Source organism: Streptomyces sennicomposti (genome assembly GCF_019890635.1).
Classification (GTDB): Bacteria; Actinomycetota; Actinomycetes; order Streptomycetales; family Streptomycetaceae; genus Streptomyces; species Streptomyces sennicomposti.
Genome location: NZ_JAIOAB010000019.1, coordinates 38,199 through 60,943 on the forward strand (window position 1 = coordinate 38,199; position 22,745 = coordinate 60,943).

A 22,745-nucleotide genomic window follows, 5' to 3' on the forward strand; every position below is an offset into this window, starting at 1 on the left:
GGGGCCGCCGGGGGCGGTGTCAGCGGCGCGGCCGGACGCGCCGGGCCGGGACCGCCGGGGGGCGCGGGGTCCGCCGGAGGCAGACGCTGGGCCGGGACCGTTGGGGGTGTCGGGGCCGCCGGGTGGTGGGCGCTGGGGCTGCCGGGGGCGGTGTCAGCGGCGCAGCAGGACGCGCCGGGCCGCCCTGGCCGCCCGCACCGCCGGCCGGTGGGACCGGGGCGCGGGACCGGAGCGCTCCAGCCACCACGCGCGCAGCGCCCGCCGGGCCTCCCGGTCGTCCGGTTCCCCGGCGCTCAGCAGGGACGCCGCGAACTCCATCGCGTCCAGCCGGTAGCCGCCGCTCATCGGGTGCGCCTGCGCATAGGCCAGGAACGCGGGCCGGTAGCCGGCCCCCAGGATCACCGGCAGTTCCGGCGCGATCTTGGCGACCACGTCCGCCCGCTTGGACGCCAGCGCCCGGGCCTGCACCGCCAGCCGCACCCGGTCGAACCCCTCCGGTGCGGGCGTCCCCGCCACCAGCGCCGACAGCAGCGCGGTCTGCGCGAGCCCGAGCCGCTGCCGGGTCGCCTCGGCGACGGCGGACTCCGCTGCGATGACCTCGGGCTCACCGGCCGCCGGTTCACCGGCCTTGCGCGCGGCGGCGGACTCGGGCTCGTCGGCCTCGGGTGCGGCGGTCGCCCGGGGCGGCCGGCCCCCGGCGGTCGTACGGCCGATCCCGGCCGGATGACCGACGCCGTCCGTACGACCGACTGTGGCCGTACGACCGACTGCGGCCGTACGCCCCAGCTCCACCGCCTTGCCGATCGCGGCCAGCTCCCGCTCCAGCTCGCCCGGTTCGGGGAAGTTCTCGTCGCGCTCCAGCAGGACCCCGGGCGGGGTGACGCGGGAGGCGAGGTCGCTCAGGATGCCGAGGACCGGCTCCGGGACCGGGTGGGCGTGGCTGTCGTGCCAGACGCCGTCCCGCTCGAACCCGCCCGCCACATGGACGTACGCGAGGGCTTCGAGAGGGAGTTCGGCCAGCGCGCGGGCCGGGTCCTCGCCCTGGTTGACGTGGTTGGTGTGCAGGTTGGCCACGTCGATCAGCAGCCGTACGCCGGTGCGGTCGGCCAGTTCGTACAGGAACTGCCCCTCGGTCAGCTCCTCGCCCGGCCACGACAGCAGCGCGGCGATGTTCTCCACGGCCAGCGGCACCGGCAGCGCGTCCTGCGCGACGCGGATGTTCTCGCAGAGCACGTCCAGGGCGTCGCGGGTGCGGGGCACGGGCAGCAGGTGCCCGGCCTCCAGGCGCGGGGAGGCGGTCAGCGCGCCGCCCGCCCGCACGAACGCGATGTGCTCCGTCACCAGCGGCGAGCCCAGCGCCAGCGCCCGCTCGGCGAGCGCGGTCAGGCGGCCCTCGTCGGGCCGTTCGGCGCCGCCGAGGCCGAGCGAGACGCCGTGCGGGACCACGGTCACCCCGCGTGCCCGCAGCCGCTTCAGCGACTCCGGCGGGTGGTCGGGGCACAGGTTCTCGGACACGACCTCGACCCAGTCGACGTCCGGCATCCGCTCCACGGCGTCCGCGATCTCCGGCCGCCAGCCGATCCCCGTCCCCAGCCGCTGCATCGTCCTCGTCACCCCTCTTCCCCCCGGGTCCGGGCGTCGCACGCCCGGCGTTCCTGACCCGCGCAGGACGCGCGTGAGGGGGGTATGGCCCCTGCGCCGGCCCGCGAATCCCGCGCGCCGCGCCTTCAGAGCAACATTTGAGGTTCGGCCGGCGGCCTACCGCAGCGCCGGATGGTCCGCGACCACCGTGCACGAGCCCGGCGCGATCTCCGTGAACCCCGCGTCGCGGACCACCGGGAGGCCGCTCGTGGTCAGCTCCTCCCAGCGGCTGGGAGCGGCGGTGCGCACCGCGAGCGGGTACCCGGCCTCGCGCCAGGCGGCCCGCTGCGGCTGCGTCAGCTCCCACCAGGCGAGCTGCGCGCCGTGCCCGGCCTGCGCCATCGCCTTGCCGGCGGACATCTCCAGACCGGGGTTGAGCCAGAGCACCGGGACGCCCGGCCCGGGCTCGGCGGGCGGCTCGGGGTCGTCCAGGTCGGTGCCGGAGACCTGGAGCTTGGCGAGGTCCTTGGGCCAGCCGTCCAGCGGGACCGGCGGGAAGACCCGTACCTCCGCCGCCTGCCCGGCGACCGTGATGCCGGGCAGCGCCTCGGCCCGCCGCCACTCCGCGCCGCGCGCCCGGCGCACCACCTTGCGGATCCGGGCGTCCTGCCAGTCCCGCACGGCCCGCGCCCACGCGCCGTCGCCGAGGGAGCGCTCGTCGCCGAGCAGCACCAGCACCGCACGGGCCGCCGTCTCCAGCGCGTCGGTCCGGGCCGGGGGAGCGGCGCGCTCGATCCGTACGACCAGCGGCAGGACGAACTGGGGAGCCTGGTCGCGGGCGCTCGGCTCGGACCGGAAGGGGCTGTCCCCGGGGGCGGCGGTGGCGGTGGTGGTCTCGTCGGTGCTCACGCCCTCCAGTCTGCCAGCCGGTGATCGGCGCTCTCGGCCCGCTCCGGCCCGGGGGGCCCGCTCACCCGGAGCAGGCGGTGCGCTGCGCCTCCTGCCACTCGCAGACGGGGCACAGCGTGATCCCCTTGTACGACTCCGGGTACTCCGTGGGCTTCCGGCACAGCACGCACTCCGCGTACGGCGGCCCGTCGGCCCTCGGCGGCCTGGCGGTGTGGATCAGGCAGTAGTCGCCGTCACCGCCGCCCGTGGCGGTCCCGGCGCGTCGTTCGTCGTCCTCGCTCATGACTCCAGCGTAGGACGGCGGGACCGCGGCGCCGCAGGGCCGGGCGGCCGCCGGGCGCGGTCAGGCGTGGCCGCTGGTCGCACCGATCAGCTCGGACACCTTCACGAACCGGTAGCCCTTCGCGCGCAGCTGCGGTACGACCGTGCGCACGACGTGCTCGGTGGTCGGGGCGGCGCTGCGCGTGCAGTGCATGACGACGACCGAGCCGGGCTTGACCCCGTCGAGCACCTGCCGGGCCACCGCGTCGGCGTCCGTCGCGAACGCGTCGCCGCTCACCACGTCCCACTGCACCGCGGTGACGCCGAGCGGGCCGAGGGTGCGCAGCACGTCCTTGTCGTAGCAGCCGCCGGGGAAGCGCAGATACGGCATCGGGTGCGGGACGCCGGCCTTCTGGAACGCCGTGTACGCGCGCTCCACGTCCTCGCGGACACCGTCCTCGGAGATGGTCGGCAGGCCGTAGCAGTCGTCGGTGAAGGCGTAGTGGCTGTAGGTGTGGTTGGCGAGTTCGAAGAGCGGGTCGGAGCCGATGGCACGGGCCTCGTCGGGGTAGGTCTCGGCCCACTTGCCGGTCATGAAGACCGTGGCCGGCACCTTCAGCGAGCGCAGGGCCGCGATGAGCCCCGGGTTGTCGAAGTGCTCGCCCGCCTTGGCCCGCGGCCCCTCGTCGGCGGTCATGTCCGCGTCGAAGGTGAACGCGACCGTCTTGCCGCCGGTCCGCGGGCCGTTGGTGAAGACGGGGGTCAGTCCGCCGGGCCCGGGGGTCAGGGTCGGCGGCTTGGTGGGGGCGGTGGCGGAGGGCTTGGCGGGCAGGCGCTCGGACTTCGTGGGGGCCGGGTGTCCGGCGTGGGGGGCCTGCGTGGTGGTGGAACCGCAGGCGGCGAGGGTGATGAGGGCGGCGCTCAGGGCGCAGGCGGCGGTGATTCGTCGTACAAGTGAGATCACCGGACGAACCTAGGTCGCCTTACAGTCATATGAACGGCACCACGACCGTGGGAGAGGCCGCGGTCACCCGGCCGGTGGGCATCCGGGCGCGAGGCGGCCGCTGGGCATCCGCTGAGCGAGGCGCGCCGGGCACGGTTCGCCGCCGGGGGTTGCTGCGGGGTCCGGTCCGCCGCCGGGGGTCGCTGTCGGGTGCGGTCCGTCGTCGGGGGTCGCTGTCGGGTGCGGTCCGTCGCGGGGCACTGCCGGGTCCGGCCTGCCCCCGGGGGTTGCTGTCGGGTCCCGCCTGCCGCGGGGCGCTGCCGGGTCTCCGGTCCGTCGCAGGTCACTGCCGGGTGCGGTGTCCCACCGCTGGGCACCGCCGGGGCCGGTCCGTCGCGGTCGGTTCCTCACCGCTCCGATCGCTGCTGCTCGGGCCCGGCCCCGGGGGGCGCGGGCTCGGCGGGCTCGGCCTGCGCTTCCGGCTCCGGGGCGCGGGAAGCCGGCCCGCGCTCGCCCTCGGGTTCCGCCTCGAGCGCGGCGGCGTCGGCCGCGGCCCGTACGGGGGTGACGGAGGCCGCCTCGGCGACCGGATGCGCCGGGGTGAAGGGCTGGGAGCCGTTGGCGAGCGGCTTCGGCGGCTCAGGCGTCGGTGCCGGAGCCGGTGCGGCCGGAGTCGGCGCGGCCGGTCCCGGCTGCTGGGCCTTCTCCAGGAAGCGCAGCAGCTCCACCGGGAAGGGCAGCACCAGCGTGGAGTTCTTCTCGGTGGCCACGGCGGTCACCGTCTGCAGCAGCCGCAGTTGCAGCGCGGCGGGCGTGTCCGCCATCTGCTGGGCGGCCTCGGCGAGCTTCTTGGACGCCTGGAGCTCGGCGTCCGCGTTGATGATCCGGGCCCGCCGCTCCCGGTCGGCCTCGGCCTGCCGGGCCATGGACCGCTTCATCGTGTCGGGCAGGGACACGTCCTTGATCTCGACGCGGTCGATCTGGACGCCCCAGCCGATGGCCGGGCTGTCGATCATCAGTTCAAGGCCCTGGTTGAGCTTCTCCCGGTTGGACAGCAGGTCGTCCAGGTCGCTCTTGCCGATGATCGAACGCAGCGAGGTCTGCGCCATCTGGGACACCGCGAACCGGTAGTCCTCCACCTGGATGACGGCGTTGGCCGCGTCGACCACCTTGAAGTAGACGACCGCGTCCACCCGCACGGTCACGTTGTCCCGGGTGATGCCCTCCTGGGCGGGGATCGGCAGCGTGACGATCTGCATGTTGACCTTGTGGAGCCGGTCCACGAACGGCACGATCGTCGTGAAGCCGGGCGAGCGCACGGACCCGGTGTACCGGCCGAGCCGCAGCACCACCCCGCGCTCGTACTGTTTGACGACCCGCGCCGCCCCGGCGATGTACACGAGGCCGGCACAGCCGGCGGCGATCACGGCGGTCAGTACGTCCTCGACCATGATGACGGCTCCTCGGCAGGTCGCCGATGCGCCCCAAGCGGCGCCTGCTTCAACGATAGGCCCGGCCCGACGACCCGGTCGAGCCTGCGGACCGTCCGTCCGGACCGCCCGCCCGGACCGCCCGCCCGGGGGCGTCCCGGCGGTCGCCCGGACGGGACCGCCGGGGCGCCGCCGTCAGCCCGGCGGAGCGGGCAGCCGCGCCGGTTCCGTGTTCAGCCGCACCGGCTCGGTGCCCGCCGCGCTGTGCCGCTCGGCCCAGTTCTCCAGCGCCGTACGGCAGGCGTGGTCCAGGTGGTGCAGTCCGGCCAGGTGCAGTTCGACGGGCCGGTCCTGGGGCAGCGCCTCCAGCGTGTCCAGGATGCGCGGCAGGCGCAGGAAGGTCGCGTTGCCCGACAGATACGCCTGCACGGGGCCTGCGCCCTTGTCGACGACCTCCAGCTTCACGTGCGAGGCGTCCCAGGCGGTCTTGGCCACCGACAGGGCGAGACCGATCAGCACCCCCTCGAACATGTTCACCACGACGATGGACACGGCCGTGACCACCAGGATCACCGCCTCCCCCCGGTGTCCCCGCCACAGCGACGCGAGCCGGCGGAAGGGGATGAGCTTCCAGCCCGCGTGCACGAGGATGCCCGCGAGCGCGGGCAGGGGTATGAGCGCCAGCGCCGACGGCAGCAGCGCCGCGAACACCAGCAGCCACACCCCGTGCAGCACCCGCGAGGCCTTGGTGCGGGCGCCGGCCTGGACGTTGGCGGAGCTGCGCACGATCACCGCGGTCATCGGCAGCGCGCCGAGCAGCCCGCACACCGCGTTGCCCGCGCCCTGCGCCATCAGCTCCTTGTCGTACCGGGTGCGCGGCCCGTCGTGCAGCCGGTCCACGGCCGCCGCGCTGAACAGGCTCTCCGCCGAGGCGATGAGGGCGAAGGCGGCGATCGTGCCGTAGAGCGCGGGGTTCGCCAGCTCCCCGAAGGCCTCGGTCCCGGGCGGCTGGACCGCGTCGAGCAGTCCCCGCACCCGCACCGTGGCCACCGGCAGATCGAGGAGCCGGGCGGCGAGCGCGGCCAGGAGCACCGCGGCGAGCGCCCCCGGCACCGCCCGTGCCCGCCGGGGCAGCCGCGGCCACAGCACGAGGACGGCGACGGTGCCCGCGCCGACCGCGAGCGAGGCCGGGGCCCGGCTGCCGGCGAGGGCGTCGGCCAGCGCCCCCGGCAGCCCGGTGATCTTGTCGATGCCGGACGCCGGGGCCTTCAGACCGGCGGCGGCGTACAGCTGGCCCGCGATGATCACGAGGCCGATGCCGGCCAGCATGCCCTCGACCACCGACACCGAGATGGCCCGGAACCAGCGGCCCAGCCGCAGCGCGCCCATGGCGAGCTGGAGCACTCCCGTGGCGAGCACGAGCACGCCCAGCACGGGCAGCCCGAACTCGCGCACGGCCTCGAACACCAGCACCGTCAGACCGGCGGCCGGGCCGGACACCTGAAGGCTGCTGCCGGGCAGTAGCCCGGTGACGACGCCGCCCACGATGCCGGTGACCAGGCCGAGTTCGGCCGGCACCCCGGAGGCGACGGCCACGCCGACGCACAGCGGCAGCGCGACCAGGAAGACGACGAGGGAGGCGGCGAAGTCCTGCCGCAGGAAGGGGAACCTGGCTATGGCGCGGGACACGGCGGCGCTCACAGGGCCGTGAAGAGGTCGGACTGCGGGCGGTGCGCGAGGACGGCGCCCGTGTGGACCTCGTAGTACCAGGCGTGCAGGTTCAGTAGGCCGTCCGCGAGCTTGCGCTCCACGCACGGGTAGGAGCGCAGCCGCAGCACCTGCGCCAGGGCGTGGTTCTGCACGGCCTCCGCGACGCACGGGTCCTCGGCCGGGCCCGACGGCAGGGGCGTCGCACCCGTCAGCCAGTCGCGCACGGCCGGTACGGCGTCGAGGTCGTCGCCGCGGACCAGGGCGCCGACGGCGCCGCAGTGCGAGTGGCCGCAGACCACGATGTCGCGCACCCCGAGCACCTGCACGGCGTACTCGATGGTGGCCGCCTCGCCGGTGGGGCGGTCCGCGTACGGCGGGACGATGTTGCCCGCGGTGCGCAGCTCGAACAGCTGGCCGGGGCGGGCGCCCGTGATCAGGGCCGGGACGACCCGGGAGTCGGAACAGGTGATGAACAGGACCTCGGGGGACTGGCCGGCGGCGAGTGCGGCGAACTCCTCGGGGCGCTGTCCGAACGTACGGGCGTTGTCGATGAGGGGTTGCATGGGACTCCTCCTGGCGCGCGGCGGGGCGCGCGTCGGGCGTGCACGACTGACGTGGGGGAGAGGGACCGCTGAGGTGGGTGAAGGAACCGCTCACGGCAGGCGGAAGAGACCGCTCGCGTGGGCGGGAGGAACCACTGAGGCAGGCGGAAAGGACCGCGAGGCGGGGACCGCTGAGCCGGTCAGTGGCGGAAGACCTGGAGCGCGGCCGGGGTGCGGCCGGGGGCCGGTCTCGATGCGCGGGCGTACCCGGCGCCGGGCGCCGCCGCCTCGTGGGCGCCGGTGTGGCCGGGGCCGGGCGCGGGGGGTTCGGGGGTCCGGGGGCCGGAGTCGGCGGCCCGGTGGCGGTCGCGCGGGATGCGCAGGGGCCCGGTGGGGCCGTGGCCGGCGGGACCGCAGTCGCGGACGCCGGCGCGCTCCTCACGCGGCGCGGTGCCGGTGGGCGCCGTGGGCGGCCGCTCCTCGGCCCGGACGTGACCGAATGTCTGTGCGGATGCGAAGGACGGGTCGGGCGCGAGGAAAGGAAGCGCCAGCAGTGCGGCGGCGAGGAGCGCGAGCACGGTCCTGGCCGCTGGGCCTGGCCTCATACGCCCCCCTCCGCACATCCGATGTCTCTCGTAACGACCAAGACTTGGTCAACGAATGGTCAAGAGACACGGTAGCGGTACGGAGTCGTTTGCAGGGTTAACGCCACGTTACGTGGTCGAGAGCGCCCGAAAAGTGAGGGTTGTTTGGCGCGATCCGATCTCCCGGCGGGGCCTCGGGCATCCGATGCCCGGCCGGGATGCAGCCATCCGGCTCAGGCGCCGCCCTCGACGAGCCCCTTGGCGTCCCGGGCGAGCGCGGTCAGCCGGGATATCGCGCGGAAGTACTTCTTGCGGTAACCGCCGTTCAGCATCTCCTCGCTGAACAGCCGGTCGAAGGGCACCCCGGAGGCGAGGACGGGCACCTCGCGGTCGTAGAGCCGGTCGGCGAGCACGACCAGACGCAGCGCCGTCGACTGGTCCGGCACCGGCCGCACCCCGGTCAGGCACACCGCCCCGACGCCGTCGGTCAGCGCGCCGTAGCGGCTCGGGTGCACCCTGGCCAGGTGGTCCAGGAGCTGCGGGAAGTCGTCCAGCGAGGCGTTCGCGGTGGCGTGGGCCGCTTTGGTCACCTGCTCGTCGGTGAACGGCGCCGGCGCCTCGGGCAGCCCGCGGTGCCGGTAGTCCTCGCCGTCGATGCGCAGCGCCCTGAAGTGCGCGGACAGGCCCTGGATCTCACGCAGGAAGTCGGCCGCCGCGAACCGGCCCTCGCCGAGCTTGCCCGGCAGCGTGTTCGAGGTGGCGGCCAGCGCCACGCCCGCGTCCACCAGACGGCCCAGCAGCGTGGAGACCAGCACCGTGTCGCCCGGGTCGTCCAGCTCGAACTCGTCGATGCACAGCAGCCGGTGGCCGGACAGGGTCTCGACCGTCTTCTGGAAGCCGAGGGCGCCGACGAGGTTGGTCAGCTCCACGAACGTGCCGAACGCCTTGCGGGCGGGCTCGGCCGGGGTGGCGTGCCACAGGGAGGCCAGCAGGTGGGTCTTGCCGACGCCGTAGCCGCCGTCGAGGTACACACCGCGGGGGCCGGCCGGCGTCTTGGCGGCCTTGCTCCGGCCGAAGCCGAACAGACCGCGCCTGGCCCCGCCCGCGGGCGCCCCGTCCAGCCCGGCGGCGAAGCCCTCCAGGACCCGCACCGCCTCGGTCTGGCTCGGCTGGTTCGGGTCCGGGATGTAGGTCGCGAAGCGCACCGCGTCGAAACGCGGCGGCGGCACCATCTCGGCGACCAGCCGGTCCGCCGGTACGTGCGGCTCGCGGGCGCACAGGGAGAGCGGGGCGGCTTCGGTCACGGGGCTGGTCCCGGCGGCGGCTGTGGAAGAGGACACGGTTCCCCATGGTAAGCGGCGTGGAACACTGCACGGCATGCGACGCCTGTTCCCTGTGACCTACGAAACAGCAGCCCAGGACCCGGGCCGGGACCGTACGGCCGACGGCGCCGGTGCGGCCGGCGCCCTGACGGACCGGGAGTGGTCCCTCGCCGAGCTGGCCGCCGCCTACGCCTACCCCGCGCCGGGGCGGCGGGGCGGCGAGTCGTGGCTGCGGGCCAACATGGTGTCCACGCTGGACGGCGCCGCCCAGCACGAGGGCCGCTCGCAGCCCATCTCCAGCGCCGCCGACATGCGGATCTTCGGCACCCTGCGGGCCCTCGCGGACGTCGTGATGGTCGGCGCGGAGACCGTACGGCAGGAGGGGTACCGGCCGGCCCGCGCGCGTGCGGAGTTCGCCGCGCTGCGCGAGGCGGCCGGGCAGGGGCCCGCCCCGGCGATCGCGGTCGTCACCGCCGGCCTGGAGCTGGATTTCTCGCTCCCGCTGTTCACCTCGCCGCTGGCGCCCACCCTGATCCTTACCGGCGCGGCCGCGAACCCGGACCGGATCGCCGAGGCCGAGCGGGCCGGCGCCCGGGTGGTGATCGCCGGCGACGGCGTCGGCATCGACCCCGTACGGGCGGTGAAGGCCCTGGCCGGGCTGGGGCACACCCGGCTGCTCACCGAGGGCGGCCCGCGGCTGCTCGGCCAGCTGGTGGCCTCCGAGGTCCTCGACGAGCTGTGCCTGACCGTCTCCCCGATGCTCACCGCGGGCGACGCCCAGCGCATCGCCGGCGGCCCCTCGGTCGCCGTCCCGCGCCGCTTCGCCCTCGCCTCCGTCCTGGAGGAGGAGGGCTTCCTGTTCACCAGCTACCGGCGGACGTGACGCCCCCGCCCACCGGCGGACGTGACGCCCCCGCCCACCGGCGGACGTGACGCCCGCGCCCACCGGCGCACCTGGCACCCCCGGCCGCCCGGCGCGCCCGATGCCTCCGGCCACCCGAGGACCCGACGCCCCCGAGCACAGGGGCGGCCGGCCCCCCGAGTCACCGGCGCACCTGCCCCCACCCCCGGAACACCCGCCCCTCGCCACCCGGCGCACCGGGCGTCGTCGCGCTACCGGCGCACCCTTGCGCCCCTCTACCCGCGTAGCGCGCCGCGCCGGCCAGCGGCGCGTCCGGCGCGGCGCGGGAGCGGCGGGGAAGCGGTGGGGGCGCGTACCGGGGAGCGTGGGGCCGGAGGAGCCTCCCGACCAGGGATGACGCGCCCGCGCACGCGGACGGCGCCCCGGCGTTCCCGGTCCCGCCGGGGCGTCCGCGCGGGCGCTCCGGAGCGCGGCAACCGGAGTCGTCCATTCCGCTTACTTGGTGACGGGTACACCAATTCCCGGCGATACGTGCGCGATCACGGGGCAGGATGGTTTCTGCGGGGGCTGGTTCCGGCCCACGGAGGCAGTGCGAGGGCCTGGGCCCTCCGAGGAGAAAGGGCGCCCGGTGTTCACAAGCGTACTGATGATCGAGAAGGCGCTGACATCCGCCGACGTGGAGTTCGTCACCACCCTGCACGGGGACGAGCCGGTCTTCTTCCATGTACTGCTCCAGCCCCGCGGCGACCAGGCCGACCGGCTCCTTCGGGCCATCGACGACATCGCGCTCGGCGAGATCGACGAGGCGGCCCGCGAGGGCGAGACCCCGGAGGGCGAGGCGGCCAAGGGGCAGGGCGAGCAGGCCCTGGACGTGTCCCTGCGGGCGCTGCGCGCGGCGGGCCGGGAGGCCGCGGGACGGCTGGTCGAGGACCATCCGCTGGACGCCCTGAAGGCCCTGGTCGCCGAGATCGGCGCCGACGAGGTGATCGTCCTGACCGACCCGCACTACGTGGAGGAGTTCTTCCACCGCGACTGGGCCTCGCGCGCCCGCCACCAGGTCGGCGTACCGGTCCTGAAGCTGTTCTCGCACAGCAAGGCTTAGGCTGGGGCGGCGCCCCGCGCAGGCGGCGCGCGCACCGTCGTACCGCAGCCGCACCACCTGGGGAGAAAAGCGCATGGCACCCGGCCTTCCTACCGCCATGGACCGACCGCACTTCATCGGCATCGGCGGCGCCGGGATGTCGGGGATCGCCAAGATCCTCGCCCAGCGCGGCGCCCGGGTGGCGGGCAGCGACGCCAAGGACTCCGCGACCGCCGACGCGCTGCGCGCGCAGGGCGCCACCGTGCACATCGGGCACGCGGCCGAGCACCTCGCGGACGACGCGAGCTGCGTCGTCGTCTCCTCGGCGATCCGCCAGGACAACCCCGAGCTGGTCCGCGCGGCCGAGCTGGGCATCCCGGTCGTGCACCGCTCCGACGCCCTGGCCGCCCTGATGGCGGGCCTGCGGCCGATCGCGGTGGCCGGCACCCACGGCAAGACGACCACCACGTCCATGCTGGCCGTCTCCCTGACCGCGCTGGGCCTGAACCCGTCGTACGCCATCGGCGGCGACCTCGACGCCCCCGGCTCCAACGCGCTGCACGGCACCGGCGAGATCTTCGTCGCCGAGGCGGACGAATCGGACCGCAGCTTCCACAAGTACGCCCCCGAGGTCGCCATCGTCCTCAACGTCGAGCTGGACCACCACGCCAACTACGCCTCGATGGACGAGATCTACGAGTCCTTCGAGACCTTCGCCGGGAAGATCGTCCCCGGCGGCACACTGGTGATCTCCGCCGACCACGACGGCGCCCGCGAGCTGACCCGGCGCCTGGCCGGCTCGGTGCGCACGGTGACGTACGGCGAGTCCGCCGACGCCGACGTGCGTGTGCTGTCGGTCGTGCCGCAGGGCCTGAAGAGCGAGGTCACCGTCCTGCTGGACGGCGCCGAGCTGACCTTCGCGGTCTCCGTGCCCGGCCGGCACTACGCGCACAACGCCGTGGCCGCGCTGGCCGCCGGCGTGGCCCTCGGCATCCCGGCCGCCGAGCTGGCCCCCGCCCTGGCCGCCTACACCGGTGTCAAGCGCCGCCTCCAGCTCAAGGGCGAGGCCGCCGGCGTCCAGGTCATCGACTCCTACGCCCACCACCCCACCGAGATGAGCGCCGACCTGGAGGCGATGCGGGCCGCGGCGGGCGACGCCCGGATCCTGGTCGTCTTCCAGCCGCACCTGTTCTCCCGCACCCAGGAGCTGGGCAAGGAGATGGGCCAGGCGCTCACCCTCGCCGACGCCTCCGCCGTGCTCGACATCTACCCGGCCCGCGAGGACCCGATCCCCGGCGTCACCAGCGAGCTGATCATCGAGGCCGCGCGGGCCGCCGGCGCCGACGTGACGGCCGTCCACGACAAGGCCGAGGTCCCGGACGTGGTCGCGGGAATGGCGAAGGCCGGTGATCTCGTTCTCACCATGGGCGCGGGCGACGTCACCGACCTCGGCCCGCGCATCCTGGACCGACTGACCGAGAACTGAGGGGCTGAGGGCTCATGTCGTACGACGTGGAGAAGCCGGACGAGCAGTGGCGTGCGGAGCTGACCCCGGCCGAGTACGCGGTGCTCCGCCAGGCCGGCACGGAGCCCGCCTTCCAGGGCGAGTACACCGACACCAAGACCAAGGGGGTGTACTCCTGCCGGGCCTGCGGCGCGGAACTGTTCACCTCCGACACCAAGTTCGAGTCGCACTGCGGCTGGCCGTCCTTCTTCGACCCGAAGGACACCGACGCCGTGGAACTGCTGGAGGACCGCTCGCACGGGATGGTCCGCACGGAGGTGCGCTGCGCCCGCTGCGGTTCGCACCTCGGGCACGTGTTCGAGGGTGAGGGGTACCCGACCCCGACCGACCAGCGCTACTGCATCAACAGCATCTCCCTGCGGCTGACCCCGGCCGAGGGCTGAGCGGCGCCACCATCGTGGGCCGGGGCGGTCGCCGCCCCGGCCCACCGTGCTGTGCGGAGCCCGCCCAGGGCCGTGCGGGGCCTTGCCGGGAGCCTTACGGGGCCGGGCCGACAGCCTTACGGGGCCGGGGCGGCCCAGATCCACACCGCTTGGCGGCGACTGACCGGAGTGGGACAATATGGGACAGAGGTGGTGTCACCGGCACCACCGCTCCTTATGAACACCTCCGCAGAGGCGGGTGGAAAACATGGTCACAGCCTCCTATGTCGTACTGGCCGCGGGACCGCACGTGTGGGCGGTCGTCGGCGCCTTCGTCGGCGGCCTCGTCATCGTGTGCGCGCTGCTGTGGGCCGTCGGGATGGGCATCGGCGTGATGCGCCGCGAACCGAACCGGCCCGAGGCGGACGAGCAGCCGCGTCTTCCGGTCACCGGCGCCATCGAGGAGATCAGTGAGATGCGCGAGCCGGACGAGGTGGAGTGCGAGGACGGCAAGCGCCTCCTGCCGCACGAACTCCACGCCGCCGGCACCCGGCGCAGCGACGACCAGCACCGGCACCGCTGGGCGCCCGGCGGCAGCGGCTCCTTCGGCAGCGGGGGTCCCGGCGCCCACTGACGCCCCACCTCGCCTTCGGATACGGGGCGGTCCTGTTCACAGGACCGCCCCGTACGGGTGTCGCCGACCGCCGCGATCCCGGGCGTCTAGACTCTTGGCGCAACGGCCCGCGTGACCGTGGCCGAGAGCGGGCAGCTACTGCCAGACACCCGAAGGGTATTCGGCGTCTTGATACGCATAGATTCAGTCACCAAGCGGTACCCGGACGGCACGGTGGCGGTCGACCGGCTGTCGCTCGACATACCGGACCGCTCGATCACCGTCCTCGTCGGACCGTCCGGCTGCGGCAAGACCACCACCCTGCGCATGATCAACCGCATGGTGGAACCGAGCGAGGGCGCCATCCTCCTCGACGGCGCCGACATCAGGAAACAGCCCGTCAACACCCTGCGCCGGTCGATGGGTTACGTCATCCAGAACGCCGGCCTCTTCCAGCACCGCACCATCATCGACAACATCGCCACCGTGCCCCGGCTGCTCGGCTGGAGCAAGCAGAAGTCCCGCGCCCGGGCGGCGGAGTTGATGGAGCGCGTCGGCCTCGACACGGCGCTCGCCAAGCGCTACCCCTACCAGCTCTCCGGCGGCCAGCAGCAGCGCGTCGGCGTGGCCCGGGCGCTCGCCGCCGACCCGCCGGTCCTGCTGATGGACGAGCCCTTCTCCGCCGTCGACCCGGTCGTCCGCAAGGGACTCCAGGACGAACTGCTGCGCATCCAGGCCGAGTTGGGCAAGACGATCGTCTTCGTCACCCATGACATCGACGAGGCCGTCAAGCTCGGCACGATGGTGGCGGTGCTGCGCACCGGCGGCCGCCTCGCGCAGTACGCGCCGCCCGCCGAACTGCTGAGCGAGCCCGCCGACGCGTTCGTCGAGGACTTCCTCGGCACCGACCGCGGCATCCGCCGGCTGTCCTTCTTCGGCAGCGGCGCACTGGAGCTGAGGACCGAGCCGATCGTCGCCGTCGACTCCACCGCCGAGCAGATCGCCGCCCGCGCCGCCGGGGACGTGCCCTACCTCCTCGTCACCGGCCTCGACGGCCGGCCGCTGGGCTGGAGCGCCCCCGAGGACCTCACCGCCGGCGCGGTGGACCCCGGCCGGCTCCTGTCCTGCGGACGCCCCTTCGCGCACGGCGAGGAGTCCCTGCGCGCCGCCCTGGACTGCGCCGTCCTCTCGCCCACCGGCTGGGCGGTCGCCGTGGACGGCACCGGCCGGGCGGTCGGCGTCGTCTCGCAGCAGACCATCGGCGAGGCCATCCGGGGCGCCCACGCCGAGGGCCGCGCCGAGGCGAAGGCCGCCCGATGAACCGCTTCTTCGACCTCCCGAGCGACCTCCAGCACGACTGGCTCGGCCTGATCGGACTGCATCTGCGCGAGGCCCTGCTGCCGGTCCTTGCCGGCCTGGTGCTCTCCCTGCCGATCGCCCAACTGTGCGTGCGCTTCCGCTGGTTGTACGCGCCCGTCCTGGGCGTGACGACGATCCTGTACGCCATCCCGTCGCTGGCCGTCTTCGTGGTCCTCATCGACTACACCGGCCAGACCGAGCTGACCGTGATGATCCCGCTCGCCGTCTACAGCCTGGTGGTGCTCGTCCCGGCCATCGTGGACGGCGTCCGCTCGGTGCCGCAGGAGACGCTCGCCGCCGCCACCGCGATGGGCCTCGGCCCGCTGCGGCGCTACTTCCAGGTGCAGTTGCCGATCGCGCTGCCCGCCATCATCGCCGGGCTGCGGGTGGCCGCCGTCTCCAGCATCTCCCTGGTCAGCGTCGGCATGCTGATCGGCAACCAGGGCGCGCTCGGCAACCTGCTCAACGACGCCAACATCTACCACCGGCCCGAACTGGCCTGGAACTCCGTGCTCACCACGGCGGGCCTGGCCATCCTCGTGGACGCCGCCCTGGTCCTGCTGCGGCTGGTGCTGACCCCGTGGATGCCGCGCGGCACCGGCCGGCGCGGGTCGAGGGCCGCCGCCGAGGTCCGGCCCGAGCCGGCCGCGTCCGCCGCCGAGGAGGCCGCCCGGTGAACGTGCTGCACTTCGTCAACGCCTTCTTCAGCGACGGCGCCCACTGGCACGGCTACGACGGCATCCCCACCCGGCTGGCCGAGCACATCCGCTACTGCCTGATCGCGCTCGCCGTCGCCGCCGCCATCGGACTGCCCGTCGGCCTGGTCACCGGGCACTACGGGCGCGGCGGCAACGCCCTCGCCTTCCTCGCCACCGCCGCCCGCGCCCTGCCGAGCTTCGGCCTGCTGGTGCTGATGACCATCATGGTCGGCTTCGGCCTGCTGCCGGTCATGGTCCCGCTGGTCGTCCTCGCCGTCCCGCCGATCCTGGTCACCACCTACGAGTCGATGCGCTCCGTCGACCCCTCGCCGGTGGACGCCGCCCGGGGCATGGGCATGCAGGAGTCGCGCATCCTGCTCCAGGTCGAACTGCCCGTCGCGCTCCCGCTGATCCTCAGCGGTCTGCGCTCGGGCGCCATCCAGATCGTCTCCACGGCGACCATCGCGGCCTACGTCGGCATCGGCGGCCTCGGCCGCTACATCATCGACGGGCTCTACCAGCGCGACTACGAGAAGGTGGTGGGCGGCGCGAGCCTGGTCGCCGCGCTGGCGCTGGCCACGCTGGTGCTGTTCTGGGCCGCGGGCCGGTTCACGGTGTCCCGGGGGGTGCGGCGCGGGGCGTGAGGGACGCGGGGGCGGGGGCGCTGCCCTGCGCCCCCGCGAACCGTCGGGCGGGGCCGGCTACGGCCCGTCCGGCGTCCCGGGCGGACCGCCGCCTCAGCCGCCGCTCGCGGCCAGCGCCGACTCCAGGACCACCAGCAGGGCGTCCCGTACGGAGCCCCGCTCCCGGGCGTCGAAGACGACCAGCGGGACGTGCTCGGAGACGTCCAGCGCCCAGCGGACGTCCTCCAGGGAGTGCTCCAGCCGGCCGTCGAAGGCGTTGAGCGCCACCGCGAACGGGATGCCCCGGTGCTCGAAGTAGTCGACGGCGGCGTAGCAGTCGTCCAGCCGCCGGGTGTCGACGATGACGAGCCCGCCGACCGCGCCCTCCACGATGTCGTCCCACATGAAGCCGAACCGCTCCTGCCCGGGCGTGCCGAACAGGTACAGCTTCAGCGTCGGGTCGATGGTGATGCACCCGAAGTCCATCGCCACCGTCGTGGTGGTCTTGCGCGGCGTGTGGGTGAGGTCGTCCACGCCCGCCGCGACCTCGGTGATGGCGGCCTCGGTGGTGAGCGGCTCGATCTCGGAGATGGAGCCGACGGCGGTGGTCTTGCCCACGCCGAAGCCGCCCGCGATCACCATCTTGACCGGCAGCGGCGGACGTACGGCGGACTGGTCGCCCGCCGGGACCCCGCGGACGAGTTGTTCGGTCGGTGTCACGGAGTAACCCCCCGGGAGTCGGGGATGGCCCGCAGGCCATCGATAACCCTGCGCAGGACGGACGCGTCGTGGGTGGCGCCGGTGTCGGGCACGTGCACCGTCAGATGACCGGCGGCGCGCAGGTCCTCGGCGAGGATGCGCACCACGTTCAGGTGCAGCCGCAGCCGGGCCGCCAGTTCCGCGATGGACTGCGGCCTGCGGCAGGCGGAGACGATGTCGTGCTGTTCGAAGGAGAGTGCGTCCAGCGCGGCGAGACCGGCGACGGTGGCCACCACCTGGGTCTCCACCGGCACCGGCCGGCCGGCCGCGGTGGGCGCCACCCGGCCGGCGGTGACCAGGAACGGCCGCACGGCGGGAGCGGGGCCCACCGGGTCGGGGCCCGGGGGCGCGGGGCCGTCCGCCATGGGTCCTTCTTCCTTCCTCGACCGGCTCCGGCCGGTCAGCGCGTGGCCGCGGCGCCGACGCTGTTCTTCAGTTCGAGCACCAGCTGCGGGCTGAGCGCCGCGCCGGCGCGGTTGGCGAACAGCGTCATCTCGTAGGCGATGTTGCCGAGCTTGGCCTCCTTGTCGGTGACCACGCCGAGGACCGCGCCGCTGCCGATCGCGGAGACCAGGACGTGGCCGCCCTCCAGGTCGATGATGACCTTGTTCAGGGCGCCGAGGCGGTAGTTGCCGGAGGCGCCGACGGCCAGGCTGGTGATGCCGGACACGATGGCGGCCAGCCGCTCGGAGTCGGCGTGCTCGCGCAGTTGCGAGACGGCGATGAGGAGTCCGTCGGAGGAGACGGCGATGGCGTCGACGACGCCCGCCGTCTCGGTCGCGAAGCGGTTGAGCAGCCAGGTGAAGTCTGCTGCGGCGGCCTGCAGATCGGTCGGCGCGGCGCCTTCCGTCGGGTTGTCACCTGTCGACGTGCTCACTGCTCGGCTCCTTCCGGGAGGTCGTTCCGGTGCTGCGTACGGGGGGTGTCGGTGGGGGCGGCGTCCGATGCGCCGGGCGGCTCGGGCCTGCGGTGGGCGCCGGTGTCGCGGTGGGCGCGCTCCACGGCGGCCTCGAACTCCTCCAGCGCGGACCGCACGGCGTCGGCGTCGGCCTGCGGCACGGGCGCGCGCGCCGCCTGCGCGGCTGCACTGTCGGCGGCCGTCCGCAGGGTGGCACCGCGCACGCGCCGACGGAGCGGCCGGGAGCCGGCGGCGGCACCGGGGGCGCTGCTCGGTCCGGCACCGGGTGCGGTGCCGGGCGCGGTGCTGGGTACGGGGCTTGGGGCGGTACCGGGAGTGGTGCCGGGCACGTGGCTTGGCGCGGTGCCGGACGGGGTGCCTGGGGTGGTGCGGGGCGTGCCACCGGGCGCGGTGCCCGGCAGGCTGCCCGGAGCGGCACCGGAGGCGAGGCCGGGCGCGTGGCCGGGGTTGGTACCGGGCGCGGCACCGGAGGCGACGCCGGGCGTGCCATCGGGGGTGGTGTCCGACGCGGTGCCGTGCGCGGCAGCGGGGGTGGTGCCGGAGGCGAGGCCGGGCGCTGTGTCGCGGGTGGTGCCGGGTACCGCGCCGTGAGTCGTGCCGGGTGCGGTGACGGTCGTCGTTCCGGAGGGGATGGACTCCGTGCGGGCGCGGGGGATGAACGGGAGCGGCCCGCCCGGGACGCCTACGCCTTCCTCGGGCGCGGTCTCGCGCCGGGGGACCCGGCGGGGGAGGGGACGTGCCTGGCCGTCCCCGTCACCGACGCGGGCATGCTCGTCCGCCGCAGCGGCGGACGCCGTCGGGTCCGGCGTCGCGGCGGTGGTCGGTGCCGCCGGCTCCGAGACGTCCGGGTTCGCGGTGGCCGCGCTCGGCGAGGCCGGACGCGGGCCGGCCGGGCTCTGCGCCGGAGGCGTCCCGGCACCGGAGTCCGCCGTGCCCGCCTCCACAACGGCGGTCGGTACGGCCGGGCTCGACGCGCCCGCGAGCGGCGGGGCGGAGTCCGCCTCGGCCGGGTCCGTTCCGGCCGCCCGCGCGGCAACCGGTACGGCCCGGCTCGGCGCGGCCGAGCCGGAGGCGGCCGGGCTCGTGGCGGAGGCCTCGGCGGTGACGGAGCCCGCGGAGGCCGCTACCACCAGGCCCGACGCGCCCGCCTGCGGCGTGGCCGAGTCCGAAGGGGCCGGGCTCTTGGCGGCCGTCTCCGCGGCTGCCGGGCTCGGTGCGAGCGGACTCGCGGCGGAGGCCTCGGCGGTTGCGGAGGCCACCGTGGTCGCGGAGGCCGGGCGGTCGGTCGCGCCGGGCGCCGGGCGGTCCGCCGCGCCCCGGCCGGCGGATTCCGGCCGGGCGGCCGGACCCGCGGCGTCCAGCGCGCTCATCGTCAGCAGCAGCGAGGACGGGATCAGCACCTCGGCCGTCACCCCGCCGCCCGGAGTGCGGGAGAGGGTGACGCCCACCTCCCAGCGACGGGCGAGCGCGCCGACCACGAACAGGCCCAGCACCTTCGTCGGCACGACGTCCAGCCGCTCGCGCCGGATCAACCGGGCGTTCTCCTCGGCCAGCCGCTCGGCGCTCATCCCGAGACCGTGGTCGGCGATCGCGATGGACGCGCCCTCGCCGCCGTGCCGCACGCTGACCTCGACCGTGCTCCCCTCGGGCGAGAACGACACGGCGTTCTCCAGGAGTTCGGCCACCATCAGCGTGAGGTCGCCGATGATGTCCGGCTCCACCATGACCTCGGTCTCGGCGTACAGCCGTACCCGCTGGTAGCCCTCGATCTGCCCGAGCGCGGCGCGCACCACGTTGGTGAGCGCGGTGGGCCCGGAGTCCAGGACCGTCTCGCGGATGCCGGCCAGCAGCATCAGGCTGTCGGCGTTGCGGCGCAGCCGGACGGCGATGTGGTCGATGGAGTAGAGGCGCTCCAGCAGCGCGGGATCGGTCTCGCCGCGCTCCACCGCGTCGATCAGCGCGAGTTGACGTGTCGTCAGGTTGCTGACGCGGCGGCCGACGTTGCCGAACATCTCGCCGATGTTGCGGCGGCTGAGCACCTGCCGTTCCAGCAGCGCGGCGGCGGTGGTCTGCACCTGGTTGAACGCCTCGGCGAGGTCGCCGATCTCGTCGCGCGCGGTGACCGGCACGTCCCGCAGCCGCGGCGGGCCGCCGTCGTCGGCGTCGTCGTCGGCCACCCGCGCCAGCTCCCGGCTGGTGGCGGCGGACACCTCCTGCGCCGCCCCGGTGAGCGCCTGCACCGGCCGGATGACCGAGCGGCGTACGGCGACCGAGAAGGCGAGCCACAGCAGGAAGCCGACGAGGGCCGAGGCCAGCAGCGCGGCGGCCCGCCACCAGGCGTCGGAGGAGGCGTCGTCGGCGGAGTCGGCGATCTCGTCGATCAGCGAGGAGGCGATCTTCAGCCGGTTCGCGGCCTGTTCGGGATAGGCCCGGTAACCGGCGAGCGCCGCCTGGAACGTGCGCCGCACCTCTTCGCGGCTGTTGGCCTGCAACCCGCTGGGGTCGATCTGGAGTTCGGCGTACGCCTCGGCGATCTCGCGCTGCGCGGCGCTGTGCTCCATCTCCGAGAGCCGGTCGGCCTGCTCCTCGGTGGCGAACCGGGCGAAGCGGTCGGCCTGGTGGAGATACAGGTCGTAGGAGCCGACCGCGGCGGTGAACTCGATGAGCGCGTTGGTGTCGCCGGTCGTCGCCGAGAAGACGCTGGTCTCGAAGGAGCTGTGGGCGGCGTCGGCGCGCAGCAGGGAGTCCAGCAGGTTGCCGGTGAAGGTGGCCGCGAGCGCGGCGTTGCGGTCGAGGCCGAGACCGTCGATCAGGGACCTGGCGGCGCCCGTGTAGGCGGGGTCGATGTTGTCGGCGGGCAGGTAGCTCTGCTCGATGGTGTCGCGCAGGCTGCTCAGGCCCTCGATCTCCTTGAGGGCCTGCGCCTCGGTGTCCGGCAGCCGGTCGCCGAACGCCTCCCGTACGGCGGCGACCTGGGCGTCCACGGCGGTCTGCGCCCGGCGGTAGGCGACGGGCGAGGGGCGGCCGTCGGCGCCCGCGGCCTCGTAGCGCACGGAGAGCAGCACGGCCTGCTGGTGCTCGGCCTCCACCCGGTCCACCAGGGCCGCCACCTGGGCGCTGTCACGGACCAGTTGGGCCGCGGCGGCCGCGTCCCGGGCCTGGCCGACCTGGTCGGTGATGAGGTAGGCGAGCAGCAGGGCCACCACCGCGAGCGGCACCCCGACCAGGACGTTCAGCTTGCGCCGGAAGGGCCACCGGTCGGCGAATCCCCGGATGCCGCGACTGCCGGGCGGCGTGGGCGGCGGGGCCGGCCGGTCGGGCGCGTCCACCTGGCTCGTGGACACCGGGCCTCCTTCGAAGGGTGTTCCCACCCGGAACGGACGTGACGGCGATGACGCGTGGGCAACCGAAGCGGCCCCTGCGCACCGCTGTGGCCGACGTCGACTCCCGTGAAATCTACCGTTCCGGCGGGCGGACCCGGCTCGTCCCATGTCAAGAATGGGTTACGAAGCGTCCGTACGAGCTTCACAACTGACCGCCGATCGAAGCCAATCGGTGACCCGGCGGCCCTTGACTGACCGAGAAGCGGCTGGATTGGATCAGTACGGTGCGGCACCCGCATGCCGCGCGCACCCGCCACCGCCATGCCCTCACCAATCTCTGAGCCCGGAACGGGAATTGTGACTTCTTACGCGAAGAACACCAGGTCCAGCACGAGGCACACCGGCGCGATCGCCGTCGCGCTCGCCGCCACCGCGGCACTGGTCGCCGGGTGTTCGTCGTCCTCCGACGGCGATTCCGGCGGCGACCCGCTCAAGGGCGGCGGCAAGGCGAGCGGCGACAGCGTCGTCGTCGGCTCCAACAACTTCGCCGAGTCCATCCTGCTCGCCGACATCTACGGCGAGGCCCTCAAGGCCAAGGGCGTCAAGGTCACCTACAAGCCCAACATCGGCAGCCGCGAGACCACGTACGGGCTGCTGAAGAACGGCTCGATCACCGTGCTGCCCGAGTACAACGGCGCACTGCTGGCCTACCTCGACAAGGACGCCGCCCCGCAGTCGGTCGCCGCCACCACGGCCGCGATCAACGCCAAGCTCGACCCGAAGCTGACGCTGCTGGACCCGGCGCCCGCGCAGGACAAGGACTCGGTCACGGTCAACGCCGAGACGGCGAAGAAGTACAGCCTGACCGAGAAGTCCAGCATCGCCGACCTCAAGGACGCCGCCAAGGACCTGGTCATCGGCGGCTCGCCGGAGTTCCAGACCCGGCACCAGGGCCTGGAGGGCCTGAAGTCGGTCTACGGCGTGGAGTTCAAGTCCTTCAAGGCGCTGGACGCGGGCGGCCCGCTGACCCAGGCGGCGCTGAAGAAGAACACCGTGCAGGCCGCCGACCTGTTCACCACGGACACGACCATCGCCAAGGAGAAGTTCGTCGTCCTCCAGGACCCGAAGAACCTCTTCGGCTTCGAGAACGTCCAGCCGCTCGTCTACAAGAGCGCGCTCGACCAGAAGGGCGTGGACGCGCTCAACGCCGTCTCCGCCAAGCTGGACACGGCCACCCTGCTCGACCTGGACACCCAGGTGCAGCAGCAGAACAAGGACCCGATGGACGTGGCCCAGGCCTGGCTGAAGTCCGCCGGACTGATCTGACCCGCCACCGGCA

Annotated in this window: 21 protein-coding genes and 1 pseudogene; 9 read left to right on the forward strand and 13 right to left on the reverse strand. The window is 74.2% G+C overall.

Annotation, left to right across the window (positions count from 1 at the left end; genetic code table 11):
- Nucleotides 1–153: 153 nt before the first annotated feature.
- The 9 genes from K7787_RS13630 to zapE form a co-directional block, all read right to left on the reverse strand.
- Nucleotides 154–1,602, reverse strand: coding sequence for a multinuclear nonheme iron-dependent oxidase (locus K7787_RS13630; protein ID WP_223001589.1), 1,449 nt, complete (start codon nucleotides 1,600–1,602; stop codon nucleotides 154–156).
- A 156-nt stretch (nucleotides 1,603–1,758) separates the two neighbouring features.
- The gene (locus tag K7787_RS13635; protein ID WP_308036345.1) at nucleotides 1,759–2,490 is read right to left on the reverse strand and encodes an aminoacyl-tRNA hydrolase; all 732 of its coding nucleotides are present in this window, start codon (nucleotides 2,488–2,490) and stop codon (nucleotides 1,759–1,761) included.
- Nucleotides 2,491–2,551: 61 nt separating this feature from the next.
- On the reverse strand, nucleotides 2,552–2,773 hold the full coding sequence (locus K7787_RS13640; RefSeq protein ID WP_223001555.1) for a hypothetical protein: 222 nt from the start codon (nucleotides 2,771–2,773) through the stop codon (nucleotides 2,552–2,554).
- A 60-nt stretch (nucleotides 2,774–2,833) separates the two neighbouring features.
- Nucleotides 2,834–3,715, reverse strand: coding sequence for a polysaccharide deacetylase family protein (locus tag K7787_RS13645; RefSeq protein WP_223001556.1), 882 nt, complete (start codon nucleotides 3,713–3,715; stop codon nucleotides 2,834–2,836).
- Nucleotides 3,716–4,101: 386 nt separating this feature from the next.
- On the reverse strand, nucleotides 4,102–5,145 hold the full coding sequence (locus K7787_RS13650; protein WP_223001557.1) for a slipin family protein: 1,044 nt from the start codon (nucleotides 5,143–5,145) through the stop codon (nucleotides 4,102–4,104).
- 174 nt (nucleotides 5,146–5,319) lie between these two features.
- On the reverse strand, nucleotides 5,320–6,825 hold the full coding sequence (locus K7787_RS13655; protein WP_169436411.1) for a SulP family inorganic anion transporter: 1,506 nt from the start codon (nucleotides 6,823–6,825) through the stop codon (nucleotides 5,320–5,322).
- Complete coding sequence (locus K7787_RS13660; RefSeq protein WP_164389011.1) at nucleotides 6,822–7,397, reverse strand: carbonic anhydrase; 576 nt, start codon at nucleotides 7,395–7,397, stop codon at nucleotides 6,822–6,824. The genes K7787_RS13655 and K7787_RS13660 overlap by 4 nt, the downstream gene beginning before the upstream one ends.
- A 179-nt stretch (nucleotides 7,398–7,576) precedes the next feature.
- Nucleotides 7,577–7,981 (reverse strand): hypothetical protein, encoded by a 405-nt coding sequence (locus tag K7787_RS13665; protein ID WP_247720854.1) that lies wholly within the window; start codon nucleotides 7,979–7,981, stop codon nucleotides 7,577–7,579.
- 212 nt (nucleotides 7,982–8,193) lie between these two features.
- Nucleotides 8,194–9,300 (reverse strand): cell division protein ZapE, encoded by a 1,107-nt coding sequence (gene zapE / locus K7787_RS13670; RefSeq protein ID WP_169436409.1) that lies wholly within the window; start codon nucleotides 9,298–9,300, stop codon nucleotides 8,194–8,196.
- A gap of 37 nt (nucleotides 9,301–9,337) precedes the next feature.
- Here zapE and K7787_RS13675 point away from each other — a divergent pair, with 37 nt between their 5' ends.
- The 8 genes from K7787_RS13675 (at nucleotide 9,338) to K7787_RS13710 (ending at nucleotide 16,426) form a co-directional block, all read left to right on the forward strand.
- Nucleotides 9,338–10,165, forward strand: coding sequence for a pyrimidine reductase family protein (locus K7787_RS13675; protein WP_223001558.1), 828 nt, complete (start codon nucleotides 9,338–9,340; stop codon nucleotides 10,163–10,165).
- 607 nt (nucleotides 10,166–10,772) lie between these two features.
- Nucleotides 10,773–11,246, forward strand: a complete 474-nt coding sequence (locus K7787_RS13680; protein ID WP_223001559.1) for a putative universal stress family protein — start codon at nucleotides 10,773–10,775, stop codon at nucleotides 11,244–11,246.
- A gap of 73 nt (nucleotides 11,247–11,319) precedes the next feature.
- Nucleotides 11,320–12,711, forward strand: coding sequence for a UDP-N-acetylmuramate--L-alanine ligase (gene murC, locus K7787_RS13685; protein WP_164391023.1), 1,392 nt, complete (start codon nucleotides 11,320–11,322; stop codon nucleotides 12,709–12,711).
- A 14-nt stretch (nucleotides 12,712–12,725) separates the two neighbouring features.
- Nucleotides 12,726–13,133, forward strand: coding sequence for a peptide-methionine (R)-S-oxide reductase MsrB (gene msrB, locus K7787_RS13690; RefSeq protein ID WP_009191266.1), 408 nt, complete (start codon nucleotides 12,726–12,728; stop codon nucleotides 13,131–13,133).
- A gap of 247 nt (nucleotides 13,134–13,380) precedes the next feature.
- Nucleotides 13,381–13,746, forward strand: coding sequence for a DUF6479 family protein (locus K7787_RS13695; RefSeq protein WP_223001560.1), 366 nt, complete (start codon nucleotides 13,381–13,383; stop codon nucleotides 13,744–13,746).
- A 168-nt stretch (nucleotides 13,747–13,914) separates the two neighbouring features.
- A complete protein-coding gene (locus K7787_RS13700) occupies nucleotides 13,915–15,045 on the forward strand; it encodes an ABC transporter ATP-binding protein (protein WP_027758035.1) in 1,131 nt (376 codons plus the stop codon).
- A complete protein-coding gene (locus tag K7787_RS13705) occupies nucleotides 15,042–15,761 on the forward strand; it encodes an ABC transporter permease (RefSeq protein ID WP_223001561.1) in 720 nt (239 codons plus the stop codon). Before K7787_RS13700 ends, K7787_RS13705 begins: the two co-directional genes overlap by 4 nt.
- The gene (locus K7787_RS13710; RefSeq protein WP_019981785.1) at nucleotides 15,758–16,426 is read left to right on the forward strand and encodes an ABC transporter permease; all 669 of its coding nucleotides are present in this window, start codon (nucleotides 15,758–15,760) and stop codon (nucleotides 16,424–16,426) included. Before K7787_RS13705 ends, K7787_RS13710 begins: the two co-directional genes overlap by 4 nt.
- A gap of 93 nt (nucleotides 16,427–16,519) precedes the next feature.
- Here K7787_RS13710 and K7787_RS13715 read toward each other — a convergent pair whose 3' ends face one another.
- The 4 genes and pseudogenes from K7787_RS13715 to K7787_RS13730 form a co-directional block, all read right to left on the reverse strand.
- A complete protein-coding gene (locus K7787_RS13715; protein WP_223001562.1) occupies nucleotides 16,520–17,125 on the reverse strand; it encodes a GTP-binding protein in 606 nt (201 codons plus the stop codon).
- Nucleotides 17,115–17,529 (reverse strand): annotated as a pseudogene (locus K7787_RS13720) (DUF742 domain-containing protein); the annotation flags it as partial. The pseudogene K7787_RS13720 and the gene K7787_RS13715, both read right to left, overlap by 11 nt.
- A gap of 35 nt (nucleotides 17,530–17,564) precedes the next feature.
- The gene (locus K7787_RS13725; RefSeq protein ID WP_223001563.1) at nucleotides 17,565–18,041 is read right to left on the reverse strand and encodes a roadblock/LC7 domain-containing protein; all 477 of its coding nucleotides are present in this window, start codon (nucleotides 18,039–18,041) and stop codon (nucleotides 17,565–17,567) included.
- Nucleotides 18,038–21,427, reverse strand: coding sequence for a sensor histidine kinase (locus tag K7787_RS13730; protein ID WP_223001564.1), 3,390 nt, complete (start codon nucleotides 21,425–21,427; stop codon nucleotides 18,038–18,040). The genes K7787_RS13725 and K7787_RS13730 overlap by 4 nt, the downstream gene beginning before the upstream one ends.
- Before the next feature lie 336 nt (nucleotides 21,428–21,763).
- Between K7787_RS13730 and K7787_RS13735 the strand changes: the two genes are divergently transcribed.
- Complete coding sequence (locus K7787_RS13735) at nucleotides 21,764–22,732, forward strand: ABC transporter substrate-binding protein (protein ID WP_223001565.1); 969 nt, start codon at nucleotides 21,764–21,766, stop codon at nucleotides 22,730–22,732.
- Nucleotides 22,733–22,745: the final 13 nt, after the last annotated feature.